The organism is Streptomyces laurentii, assembly GCF_040635425.1.
In the GTDB taxonomy this organism is placed as follows: Bacteria; Actinomycetota; Actinomycetes; order Streptomycetales; family Streptomycetaceae; genus Streptomyces; species Streptomyces laurentii.
Map to the genome: position 1 here is coordinate 105,502 of NZ_JBEYHT010000018.1, position 11,729 is coordinate 117,230.

General features: G+C 70.1%; 10 protein-coding genes. 8 read left to right on the top strand and 2 right to left on the bottom strand.

The window, feature by feature from the left end; all coding sequences use genetic code 11:
• Positions 1-79 precede the first annotated feature (79 nt).
• The 6 genes from purS (at position 80) to purM (ending at position 7,271) form a co-directional block, all read left to right on the top strand.
• Complete coding sequence (gene purS / locus ABZ693_RS14580; RefSeq protein WP_359876351.1) at positions 80-325, top strand: phosphoribosylformylglycinamidine synthase subunit PurS; 246 nt, start codon at positions 80-82, stop codon at positions 323-325.
• Entirely contained in the window at positions 322-1,002 is a 681-nt protein-coding gene (gene purQ / locus ABZ693_RS14585; RefSeq protein WP_359876352.1) for a phosphoribosylformylglycinamidine synthase subunit PurQ, read from the top strand. Before purS ends, purQ begins: the two co-directional genes overlap by 4 nt.
• The gene (gene purL, locus ABZ693_RS14590) at positions 1,002-3,251 is read left to right on the top strand and encodes a phosphoribosylformylglycinamidine synthase subunit PurL (RefSeq protein ID WP_359876354.1); all 2,250 of its coding nucleotides are present in this window, start codon (positions 1,002-1,004) and stop codon (positions 3,249-3,251) included. The genes purQ and purL overlap by 1 nt, the downstream gene beginning before the upstream one ends.
• A 95-nt stretch (positions 3,252-3,346) precedes the next feature.
• Positions 3,347-4,144 (top strand): maleylpyruvate isomerase family mycothiol-dependent enzyme, encoded by a 798-nt coding sequence (locus ABZ693_RS14595; RefSeq protein WP_359876356.1) that lies wholly within the window; start codon positions 3,347-3,349, stop codon positions 4,142-4,144.
• A gap of 395 nt (positions 4,145-4,539) precedes the next feature.
• Positions 4,540-6,066, top strand: coding sequence for an amidophosphoribosyltransferase (purF, locus tag ABZ693_RS14600; RefSeq protein ID WP_359876357.1), 1,527 nt, complete (start codon positions 4,540-4,542; stop codon positions 6,064-6,066).
• Between the two features lie 125 nt (positions 6,067-6,191).
• On the top strand, positions 6,192-7,271 hold the full coding sequence (gene purM, locus ABZ693_RS14605; RefSeq protein ID WP_359876358.1) for a phosphoribosylformylglycinamidine cyclo-ligase: 1,080 nt from the start codon (positions 6,192-6,194) through the stop codon (positions 7,269-7,271).
• Positions 7,272-7,452: 181 nt separating this feature from the next.
• Here the strand turns inward: purM and ABZ693_RS14610 are convergent, their stop codons facing one another.
• A complete protein-coding gene (locus ABZ693_RS14610) occupies positions 7,453-7,710 on the bottom strand; it encodes a DUF3073 domain-containing protein (RefSeq protein ID WP_359876360.1) in 258 nt (85 codons plus the stop codon).
• Positions 7,711-7,999: 289 nt separating this feature from the next.
• Positions 8,000-9,088 carry a Leu/Phe/Val dehydrogenase gene (locus ABZ693_RS14615; protein WP_359876362.1) on the bottom strand — a complete coding sequence of 363 codons (1,089 nt, stop codon included), beginning with the start codon at positions 9,086-9,088 and terminating at the stop codon, positions 8,000-8,002.
• Between the two features lie 154 nt (positions 9,089-9,242).
• On the opposite strand from ABZ693_RS14615, the gene ABZ693_RS14620 reads away from it, so the two are divergent.
• A complete protein-coding gene (locus ABZ693_RS14620) occupies positions 9,243-10,250 on the top strand; it encodes a DUF8083 family protein (RefSeq protein ID WP_359876364.1) in 1,008 nt (335 codons plus the stop codon).
• Between the two features lie 545 nt (positions 10,251-10,795).
• A complete protein-coding gene (bldC, locus tag ABZ693_RS14625) occupies positions 10,796-11,002 on the top strand; it encodes a developmental transcriptional regulator BldC (RefSeq protein WP_020869672.1) in 207 nt (68 codons plus the stop codon).
• Positions 11,003-11,729: the final 727 nt, after the last annotated feature.

Genomic DNA, 11,729 nt, shown 5'->3' on the forward strand with positions numbered 1-11,729 from the left:
TTCAGATTTCTACCCGCGTAGAATTTGGAGGCAGGTACGCTGAGGGAACCGCCCACGCAACACACCACCGGGAGTGCCAGTGGCACGCGTCGTAGTCGACGTCATGCTCAAGCCGGAGATCCTCGACCCGCAGGGACAGGCGGTGCAGCGTGCACTGCCCCGCCTCGGTTTCGACGGGATCGCCGACATCCGCCAGGGGAAGCGCTTCGAGCTGGAGGTGGAGGGGCCGGTCGACGACGCCGCCCTCGCCCGCATCCATGAGATGGCCGAAACCTTCCTTGCCAACACCGTGATCGAGGACTTCACCGTGAAGGTGGAGTCGTGACCGCACGCATCGGCGTCGTCACGTTCCCCGGAACGCTGGACGACCAGGACGCGCTGCGCGCCGCCCGCCTCGCGGGTGCCGAGCCCGTCTCGCTCTGGCACCGCGACAAGGACCTCAAGCAGGTCGACGCCGTGGTCCTGGCCGGCGGCTTCTCCTATGGCGACTACCTGCGGGCCGGAGCGATCTCCCGCTTCTCGCCGGTGATGGAGTCGATCATCGAGCAGGCGAAGGCGGGCATGCCCGTCCTCGGCATCTGCAACGGCTTCCAGGTCCTCACCGAGGCCCACCTGCTGCCGGGCGCGATGCTGCGCAACAACCACCTGCACTTCATCTGCCGCGACCAGAAGCTGCGGGTGGAGAACGCGGAGACCGCCTGGACCGCCGACTACGAGCAGGGCCAGGAGATCTCGGTCCCGCTCAAGAACATGGACGGCCGGTACGTCGCCGACGAGCGCACGCTCGACGAGCTGGAGGCCGAGGGCCGGGTCGCCTTCCGCTACCTGGACATGAACCCCAACGGCTCGCTCCGCGACATCGCGGGCGTCACCAACGCCGCGGGCAACGTGGTCGGCCTCATGCCGCACCCCGAGCACGCCGTCGAGCCGCTGATCGGCACCGGTGGCACCGACGGTCTCGGTTTCTTCACCTCGATCCTCAAGAAGCTGGTCAACGCCTGATGACTCTCGACACCGTTACGCATGCGGCCGAGACGCCGGACAGCGAGCAGCCCTGGAAGGAGCTCGGCCTCAAGGAGGACGAGTACGCGCGCGTCCGCGAGATCCTGGGCCGCCGTCCCACCGGCGCCGAGCTGGCCATGTACTCCGTCATGTGGTCCGAGCACTGCTCGTACAAGAGCAGCAAGGTCCACCTGAAGCAGTTCGGCGAGAAGGTCCCGCCGAACGACGCGATGCTCGTCGGCATCGGCGAGAACGCGGGCGTCGTCGACGTCGGCCAGGGGTACGCGGTCACCTTCAAGGTCGAGTCGCACAACCACCCCAGCTACATCGAGCCCTACCAGGGCGCGGCCACCGGCGTCGGCGGCATCGTCCGCGACATCCTCGCCATGGGCGCCCGCCCGGTCGCCGTGGTCGACCCGCTGCGCTTCGGCGCGGCCGACCACCCCGACACCCGGCGCGTGCTGCCCGGCGTCGTCGCGGGCATCGGCGGCTACGGCAACTGCCTCGGCCTGCCGAACATCGGCGGCGAGGTCGTCTTCGACTCCTGCTACCAGGGCAACCCCCTGGTCAACGCCGGCTGCATCGGCGTGATGAAGCACGAGGACATCCACCTCGCCAAGGCGTCCGGCCCGGGCAACAAGGTCATCCTGTACGGCGCCCGCACGGGCGGCGACGGCATCGGCGGCGTGTCCGTCCTCGCCTCGGAGACCTTCGACGACACCAAGCCCACCAAGCGCCCGGCGGTCCAGGTCGGCGACCCGTTCCAGGAGAAGCTCCTCATCGAGTGCACCCTGGAGATCTTCCAGGAGAAGCTGGTCGCGGGCATCCAGGACCTCGGCGGCGCCGGTCTGTCCTGCGCCACCTCCGAGCTGGCGAGCGCCGGTTCCGGCGGTATGCGGGTCGACCTGGAGAAGGTGCACCTGCGCGACGCGACGCTCTCGCCCGAGGAGATCCTCATGAGCGAGTCGCAGGAGCGCATGTGCGCGATCGTCGAGCCCGAGCACGTCGACCGCTTCCTCGAGATCTGCGAGAAGTGGGACGTCATCGCCACCGTCATCGGTGAGGTGACGGAGGGCGAGCGGCTGGAGATCTTCTGGCACGGCGAGCAGATCGTCGACGTCCCGCCGCGCACGGTCGCGCACGAGGGTCCGGTCTACCACCGGCCGTTCGAGCGCCCGAGCTGGCAGGACACCCTGCAGGCCGACGACGCGGGCAAGCTGCCCCGGCCGCAGGACGGCGCCGAGCTGAAGGACCAGGTCCTCCGGCTCGTCGGCTCCCCGAACCAGGCCTCCAAGGCGTGGATCACCGACCAGTACGACCGCTTCGTGCAGGGCAACACCGTCCTCGCACAGCCCGAGGACGCGGGCATGGTCCGGATCGACGAGGAGTCGAACCTGGGCGTGGCCATGGCGACCGACGGCAACGGCCGGTACGCCAAGCTCGACCCGTACGCGGGTGCGCAGCTGGCGCTCGCGGAGGCGTACCGCAACGTCGCCGCGACCGGTGCCAAGCCGCTGGCCGTGTCCGACTGCCTGAACTTCGGTTCGCCCGAGGACCCGGCCGTCATGTGGCAGTTCGCCGAGGCCACCCGCGGTCTCGCGGACGCCTGCTTCACCCTGGGCACCCCGGTGACCGGCGGCAACGTGTCGCTGTACAACCAGACCGGTGAGGCCGCGATCCACCCGACGCCCGTCGTGGCGGTCCTCGGTGTGATCGACGACGTCAACCGCCGTACGCCGATGGCGTTCGCTCAGGAGGGGCAGCTGCTCTACCTGCTGGGCGACACCAAGGAAGAGTTCGGCGGTTCGGCCTGGTCCGAGGTCGTCCACCAGCACCTCGGCGGTCTGCCGCCGGCCGTGGACCTCGACCGGGAGAAGCTGCTCGGCGAGATCCTGATCTCGGCCTCCCGCGACGGCATGATCGACGCGGCGCACGACCTGTCCGACGGCGGTCTCGTCCAGGCGGTCGTCGAGTCCTGCCTGCGCGGCGGCAACGGCGCGCGTCTGGTCGTCCCCGAGGGCCTGGACGCCTTCACCTTCCTCTTCTCGGAGTCGGCGGGCCGCGCGGTCGTCGCCGTCCCGCGCAGCGAGGAGCTCCGCTTCACCGACATGTGCGGTGCGCGGGGTCTGCCGGCCACCCGGATCGGTGTCGTCGACGGCGACACGGTCGACGTGCAGGGCGAGTTCAGCGTCTCCCTGGAGGAGCTGCGCGCCACGCACGAGGCGACGATCCCGGGCCTGCTGGCCTGACCGGTCCCGTACACGAGCCGTACGTACGCGGCGAAACCCCCGCCCCCGGCGGGGGTTTCGCCGTTCCCGGGCTTCCCTGCCTTTAGCTTGGGACCATGCCGCCTGCCAAGAAGCGCGTCCAGCGCCTCCGCCGTTACGACTCCGCCAAGACCCGGGCCGCCGTGCTCGCCCAGTTCGGGCATGTCCGCAACGCGGTGCGGACGCTGCCGCCCGAGGCGTTCGACAAGCCGACCCGGCTGGGGGAGTGGACGGTACGGGAGCTGGTCGCACACGTCTCGTGGATGGTCGACTGCGTGCCGCGGCTGCTGGGCCGGCCCGAGCCGGCCCGCCAGGAAGTCGCGCTGCTCGACTGGCCGTTCGTGACGGCCGGCACCGCCGAGTGGATCGACGAGCGCACCCGGCAGGTCGACGCGTCCGACCCGGCCGCGCTCATGGACCGGACCGGGCAGGCGTACGAGGCGGCGGTGGCCGTCGCCGCCGACGAGCGGCTGATCCCGCTGGGCTTCGGCGCGATGACGCTCGCCGACTTCCTCGTCACCCGGACCGTCGAACTCGTCGTGCACACCGACGACCTGAGCGCCGCGACCGGCGTCGAGATCCCGTACGACCGGCAGGCGCTGGCCGCCTGCACCCGGCTGCTCGCGGACGCGCTGGCCGCGAAGGCGCCCGGCGGGGCGGTGGAGGTGCGGATCCCGCCGTACGCGGTCGTGCAGTGCGTGGAGGGCCCCCGGCACACCCGCGGCACCCCGCCCAACGTGGTGGAGACCGATCCGATGACCTGGATCCGGCTCGCCACCGGCCGGGCCGTGTGGGCGGCGGAGAGGGACGCGGCGCGGGTGAGCGCGAGCGGCGAGCGGGCCGGTCTGGAAGGGCTTCTGCCGCTGATGAGCTGACTCGCGCGCGTACGGCCGCACACGGTCCGTGTTCGGAGGTTCGTACGATGGGTGGTCGCGGTCCCGCCCACCCGTACGGGTCGGCCGGAACACGTCCTCAGGGGTCGGGATCCGGCCACCCGGGAAGCCCCGAAACGGGCCCTGTCAGGGCGTCAGCGGCCCTGTTCCGCCGTGGACTCCGTCACATCCCGGCCCTCTGCGGGCCACCTCGCCGGCAGGCGTCCGCCCCCGGGCCGTTCGCGCCGACCGGCCGGTAACCCTTGGGGCGCTTGCTTTGTGGGCTCCGACAAGCGGCGAAGGATCAGTTTGGGGCTTCGTACAAGCAGGTCGGCGGCCTCTATCACGGTCCATTCGTCAATTCGGACCAGTGGTCGATCTCGCCTACACTCGGTGGCGTGCCACGCGGAGACGGTCGACTCAATCACGATCTGCTCCCCGGTGAGAAAGGCCCCCAGGACGCATGTGGCGTCTTCGGTGTCTGGGCTCCGGGTGAAGAGGTCGCAAAGCTCTCGTATTTCGGGCTGTACGCCCTCCAGCATCGGGGTCAGGAATCCGCGGGAATCGCGGTGAGCAATGGCTCCCAGATCCTCGTCTTCAAGGACATGGGACTTGTCTCCCAGGTCTTCGACGAGACTTCTCTCGGTTCCCTTCAAGGTCATATCGCGGTCGGTCACGCCCGCTACTCGACCACCGGGGCTTCCGTGTGGGAGAACGCGCAGCCGACGTTCCGGGCGACCGCCCACGGCTCGATCGCGCTCGGCCACAACGGCAACCTGGTGAACACGGCGCGACTCGCCGAGATGGTCGCCGACCTCCCCAAGAAGGAGGGCCGGGCCACCCAGGTCGCCGCCACCAACGACACCGACCTGGTCACCGCGCTGCTCGCGGGCCAGGTCGACGAGGACGGCAAGCCGCTCACCATCGAGCAGGCGGCCGCGAAGGTCCTCCCCGAGGTCCGGGGCGCCTTCTCCCTCGTCTTCATGGACGAGCACACGCTCTACGCGGCCCGCGACCCGCAGGGCATCCGCCCGCTGGTGCTCGGCCGGCTGGAGCGCGGCTGGGTCGTCGCCTCGGAGAGCGCCGCCCTCGACATCTGCGGCGCGAGCTTCGTCCGGGAGATCGAGCCGGGCGAGCTGATCGCCATCGACGAGAACGGCATCCGCACCCAGCGATTCGCGGAAGCGAAGCCCAAGGGCTGTGTCTTCGAGTACGTGTACCTGGCGCGCCCGGACACCGACATCGCCGGCCGGAACGTGTACCTCTCCCGGGTGGAGATGGGCCGCAAGCTGGCCGCCGAGGCTCCCGCCGACGCCGACCTGGTGATCGCGACGCCGGAGTCCGGCACCCCCGCCGCCATCGGCTACGCGGAGGCATCCGGCATCCCGTTCGGAGCCGGCCTGGTCAAGAACGCGTACGTCGGCCGGACCTTCATCCAGCCCTCGCAGACCATCCGCCAGCTGGGCATCCGGCTGAAGCTGAACCCGCTCAAGGAAGTGATCAAGGGCAAGCGCCTGGTGGTCGTCGACGACTCGATCGTCCGCGGCAACACCCAGCGCGCCCTGGTCCGCATGCTCCGCGAGGCCGGCGCGGCCGAGGTCCACATCCGGATCTCCTCGCCGCCGGTCAAGTGGCCCTGCTTCTTCGGCATCGACTTCGCGACCCGCGCGGAGCTGATCGCCAACGGCATGACGGTCGAGGAGATCGGCACGTCGCTCGGCGCGGACTCGCTCTCGTACATCTCGCTGGACGGGATGATCGAGGCGACCACGATCCAGAAGCCCAACCTGTGCCGCGCCTGTTTCGACGGCGAGTACCCGATGGAGCTTCCGGACCCCGAGCTGCTCGGCAAGCAGCTCCTGGAGACCGAGCTGGCGGCGGGCCCCGCCGCCACCGCGGCCGCCGACGCCCTGCGCCGCCCGTAGGCCGTGCCCGGCCCAGGGCACACGAGCCGTCCGGGCCCGGCCCGGACGGCCGGGCCCCGGTCCGCCGCCTCGTCACGCCCCGTAAGCCTCCGCAAGCCCCCGCAGCACGACAGAAAGTCCTCCTCATGACCGAGACCGTTTCTGCCGAAGGCGGCGCCAGCTACGCGAGCGCGGGCGTCGACATCGAGGCGGGCGACCGCGCCGTCGAGCTGATGAAGGAGTGGGTGAAGAAGACCCAGCGCCCCGAGGTCCTCGGCGGCCTCGGCGGCTTCGCCGGCTACTTCGACGCCTCCGCCCTCAAGCGCTTCGAGCGGCCGCTGCTCGCCTCGGCGACCGACGGCGTCGGCACGAAGGTCGACATCGCCCGCCAGATGGGCGTGTACGACACGATCGGCCGCGACCTGGTCGCCATGGTCATGGACGACATCGTCGTCTGCGGCGCCGAGCCGCTCTTCATGACCGACTACATCTGCGTCGGAAAGGTGCACCCCGAGCGGGTCGCCGCCATCGTCAAGGGCATCGCCGAGGGCTGTGTCCTGGCCGGCTGCGCCCTGGTCGGCGGCGAGACGGCGGAGCACCCGGGTCTGCTGGGCCCGGACGACTTCGACGTCGCGGGCGCGGGCACGGGCGTCGTGGAATACGACCGTCTGCTCGGTGCCGATCGCATCCGTACGGGGGACGCGGTCATCGCGATGGCGTCCTCGGGTCTTCACTCCAACGGGTACTCGCTCGTCCGCCACGTGGTCTTCGACCGCGCCGGCATGGCCCTCGACCAGCAGGTCGAGGAGTTCGGCCGGACCCTGGGCGAGGAGCTGCTCGAACCGACCCGGATCTACTCGCTGGACTGCCTGGCGCTCACCCGGACGACCGAGGTGCACGCCTTCAGCCACATCACGGGCGGCGGCCTGGCCGCCAACCTGGCCCGGGTGATCCCGGACGGGCTGCACGCGGTCGTGGACCGGTCGACCTGGACCCCGGGTGCCGTGTTCGACCTGGTCGGCAAGGCGGGCCAGGTCGAACGCCTTGAGCTGGAGAAGACGCTGAACATGGGCGTCGGCATGATGGCCGTCGTGCCCGCCGAGTCCGCGGACGCGGCCCTGGCGACGCTGGCCGACCGCGGCGTGGACGCCTGGGTCGCCGGCGAGATCACCGACCGGGACGGCCGCGAGACCGGCGCGGAGCTGATCGGCGACTACGCCAAGTAGGCCGCACACCGGCGCCGTGGCGCCGTACAGGACGCGAAGCGCGGGAGGGCCCCTCCGGGGGCCCTTTCCGTCGCTTCGGGCCGTGACGGGGCGGAGCGGGGGTCCGCCCGGCCGCGGACATGGCAGAAACCCGGTCCGGGTGCCCCGGACCGGGTTCGCTGTTGTTCAGGTGTTCAGAGAGTCAAGCGCGACGCCGACCGGACGCAGGACCGGACTCGTCGTCCTCGTCCTCGTCGTCGGTGTTGTAGAGATCCGCGTACTGCGCGTACGGGTCGTCTTCCTCGTCGTCGTCCTCGAACGGCTCGCCATTCGGCGGCTGGCTCGAAGTCGTCGAAGCGCCCAGCTCGTTAGCCAGACGTGTGAGGTCGGTCCCGCCGCTGCTGTACTTCAGCTGGCGGGCGACCTTCGTCTGCTTGGCCTTTGCCCGGCCGCGCCCCATGGCTCGACCCCCTCGGTGACGGGGCTCGACGGCCCCAGAGTCTTGACACGCGTTCATGAGTCGGAACGGACTCTCGGCAGAGAGACCGGTCCGTAGGGCTTCAACGGTACCTGTTTCCTCGGGTCTACGGTACGCCGCGCGCATCACATACCCCGGTACAGAACCTCTGAGACGCCCCGTCCTTGCTGGTCAGTCGCGATTTTAACCTCTTCTTGAGGTCCGACCCGCCGATCGGCGTGAGCGAAGTCTCGCCAAACGTCCCCGTTCGGCGGGCCGGCGCTGTCAAGACTCAGCCGCGGCGCGCCTCCGCCATGCGCTGCTCGGCGATCCGGTCGGCCGCCGCGGCCGGCGGAATGCCGTCGGACTTCGCGCGTGCGAAGATCTCCAGGGTGGTGTCGAAGATCTTCGTCGCCTTGGCCTTGCAGCGGTCGAAGTCGAAGCCGTGCAGCTCGTCGGCGACCTGGATCACGCCACCCGCGTTGACGACGTAGTCGGGCGCGTAGAGGATGCCGCGCGCCTCCAGGTCCTTCTCGACACCCGGGTGCGCGAGCTGGTTGTTGGCCGCGCCGCAGACGATCCTCGCGGTGAGCGCGGGCACGGTCCCGTCGTTCAGGGCGCCGCCGAGCGCGCACGGGGCGTAGACGTCCAGGCCCTCGGTGCGGATCAGCGCGTCGGTGTCGGCGGCGACGGTGACCTCGGGGAACTTCTCGGTGATCCGGCGCACCGACTCCTCGCGGACGTCCGTGATCACGACCTTGGCGCCGTCGGCGACCAGGTGCTCGACCAGGTAGTGGCCGACCTTGCCGACACCCGCGACGCCGACCGTGCGGTCACGCAGGCTCGGGTCGCCCCACACGGTCTGCGCGGAGGCGCGCATGCCCTGGAAGACACCGAACGCGGTGAGCACGGAGGAGTCGCCGGCGCCGCCGTTCTCGGGGGAGCGGCCGGTGGTCCACTGGTTGGTGCGGGCGACGACGTCCATGTCCGCGACGTACGTGCCGACGTCGCAGGCCGTCACGTAGAGGCCGTTCAGGGAGGCGACGAAGCGGCCGTACGCGAGGAGCAGCTCCTCGGTCTTGATCTTCTCGGGGTCGCCGATGATCACGGCCTTGCCGCCGCCGTGGTCGAGGCCGGCCATGGCGTTCTTGTACGACATGCCGCGCGACAGGTTCAGCGCGTCGGCGATGGCCTCGGCCTCGGTCGCGTACGGGTAGAAGCGGGTGCCGCCCAGGGCGGGGCCCAGAGCGGTGTTGTGGAGGGCGATGACGGCCTTGAGGCCCGTGGGGCGGTCCTGGCACAGCACGACATGCTCGTGGCCGCCCTGCTCCGAGTGGAACAGGGTGTGCAGTACGTCCGGGGCGCCGGTCACATCGGTCACGGTGGTGACTCCCAAGTACGAAGCGGCGGAAGGTCCCCCCTGCGGGTGGGGGTGGGACCAGGTCGGCACGAGGGTAAGTGCTACCTGGCCGTAGGAGGGGCGCAGTGCTGAGGATCACCCTCTCCCGGAGTACCCGCGTGGAAGGATTCACGACATGTCGGTCCCCTCCTCGGATTCCCCCGATTCCCCGGACGCGTCGGGCTCGTCGGGCTCATCGGACGCCTCGGGCCCGGCGGGCGCACCAGGCCCGTCGGGGCCCCCGGCGTCCTCGGCGGCGGCCACGTCGGTCCTCGTCCCGTACGCCGGCTATCTGCGGGTCTACGAACCCCTCGCGGCCTTCCCGGAGCCGGAACGGAGCCACTGGGCGCGCTACGTCCGCCGTCCGGGCCCGGAGCTGCCGGACGCGCAGGACGAGCTGCGCCGTTCGCTGGCCGCCCTGGTGCCGGTGCCGCCGGTCCCCGTCCCCGTACAGGAGAGCGCGGAGGCGTTCGTGGCGACGGTGGACGGCACGGTTCTGGTCTGTCCGTGGCGGACCCGGCTGCGCGGCTGGCTGGCGCTCACGGAGCTGGAGGGCGGGACGCTGCCGGCGCCGGTGCTCGACGCGATGCTGCCGCCGGTGGTGCGGGCGCAGCTGACGGCCGATCACGAGCGCTGGCGGACCCGGAACCCGGACGCGCGGCCGTGGATCCGCGACGCGGCGTGGCGGGTGCCCCTGCGCTGGTTCGTGCTGTTCGCGGACGAGGAGCGGGAGTACGTGCCCCGGGGCGGCGCCGAGGCCGGTACGGCGCCGGGGGCGGGGCGGCCGGGCTCGGAGGCGGCGCCGGTGCTGCGCTACCGGACACCGATGGCGCAGGCGCGGCGGCGGCTCGCACGGGCTCTGAAGGCGCTGCGGGAGTCCATCGAGGAGGGCCCGATGACGGAGGGTCTGGTGGAGGTCGGCCGCTGGCTGGAGGAGTTCCATCCGAGGGCGCTGGTGGAGCTCGACTACGGGGGACTGGTGCACGCGGTCGGCGCGGAGGTGCTCGCGGCGGACCACTCGGCGGCGGACGTGGCGGAGGGCATCGAGGCGCTCCGGGCGGGCGACGGCGACGCCGCGATGGCCGCGTACGAGCGTTTCGCGGAGCGCTGGCGGGCCGTCCGAGACCTGCAGTTTGCCAATTAATCATCGACAGGACATGACAACCTGATGTAAATGATCTTCATCGACGAAACGTCGGCGGTGCCATGAGGTCGCTTCCGGGGGGACGTTGGGAAGGGCGGGCCGGGACGTAGGTCCCGATCCGGGCCTTTGGCTCAAGCGTGACGGATCGCACTTATCTCGCTCTTGCGCCCAAGGCCCTTCCGCGTGCCAAAATAGGACAAGGAGTCCGGGGAGGGTTCCTTCCGTCCAAGTAAGGGCGGAACGCTCAGCATTGCACTCTATGGGGGGTCTGAGGGCTCCTGGTCGCTCTGTGACTGATCGTCACAGCGGCGTGACTGTCCGCTATGGCATGGTCCATCGACTTCCGCCGCTGATGAACACCTGCGAGGGCAATTCCATCGGTTTGGCCGACGCGGCTGGACGGATGGTGTAGTTGTAGTGCCGAGGACAAGCCGTTCGTCCTATAACCGACTCGGCCCGCTTCTGCCATTTCGGGCAACGCGGGTCAAGGTGCAGAATTTAGAGGAAAGAACCGAGAAGGTTCGGTTCTCCCGAGGAGGCCGCTCATGACCGCTCGCACCCCTGATGCCGAGCCGCTGCTGACCCCTGCCGAGGTTGCCACGATGTTCCGTGTCGACCCGAAGACGGTGACCCGCTGGGCGAAGGCCGGCAAGCTCACGTCCATCCGCACTCTGGGTGGACACCGCCGGTACCGCGAGGCCGAGGTCCGCGCCCTGCTTGCGGGTATTCCGCAGCAGCGCAGCGAGGGCTGAGGCAACCGCCGCAGTTCGCAGTATTCGCAGCACCCGCAACACCGCAAGACCTGCAATACCCGCAACGCCCTGCAGCACCGGGCAGGTCCCGAGCCCCCCAACTCGGCCGCCCACCCCAAAGCTCTGCCGGCGAACGCCTGCCCCAACAGGCCTTTGTCACCGATCGCGCTGGACTCCGCCGGGTCCAGTGCGATCTTTTTTGTGCGCTCCCCACAGTTCCCGAGCCCATCCCTGGTGGACCCGCGTAGAGCGAGTGCAATTGCACATATTAAATGGGGGTGATGTAGGGCGAGGTTAAGCACGGAACTTTCTGAAAGAGATTCAGTGACTCGCGTCACACGGGCGAACGCTCGCCTACGAACAGCCTTCCACCGTCCGTGCGGTCATCCACGCGCCGTTGGTCATGCCTTGTCGGGACCTTCGTCCCTCGGCGCCGGGAAAGCCGACGAGGGGCGTCGGCGCGGCGCGGGGGAGCCCGGGAACGAGATCGGGGCGGAGAGGCCGTCAGAGGGGCCGTCAGGGCGTGTGGGCGGCGGCCGGAACGCCGTACGGTCGGAGCCCGCGTAGGGCATATGCCGGGACGGGCATCGGAAAGCGCTCCCGAAGCCGCGCTCCGGGCATAAGAGAAGGCCCGCACCGATCGGTGCGGGGGCTGACAGAAGTCGCAACTCATGGGTGTTTTAACACACACCACCACCCACACAATGTGTAGGGGTATAAAAACAAA

Coding starts and splice junctions, on each gene's coding strand:
- purL (WP_359876354.1), top strand. CDS start 1,002: ATGACTCTCGACACCGTTACGCATGCGGCCGAGACGCCGGACAGCGAG.
- ABZ693_RS14595 (WP_359876356.1), top strand. CDS start 3,347: ATGCCGCCTGCCAAGAAGCGCGTCCAGCGCCTCCGCCGTTACGACTCC.
- purM (WP_359876358.1), top strand. CDS start 6,192: ATGACCGAGACCGTTTCTGCCGAAGGCGGCGCCAGCTACGCGAGCGCG.
- ABZ693_RS14610 (WP_359876360.1), bottom strand. CDS start 7,710: ATGGGGCGCGGCCGGGCAAAGGCCAAGCAGACGAAGGTCGCCCGCCAG.
- ABZ693_RS14620 (WP_359876364.1), top strand. CDS start 9,243: ATGTCGGTCCCCTCCTCGGATTCCCCCGATTCCCCGGACGCGTCGGGC.
- bldC (WP_020869672.1), top strand. CDS start 10,796: ATGACCGCTCGCACCCCTGATGCCGAGCCGCTGCTGACCCCTGCCGAG.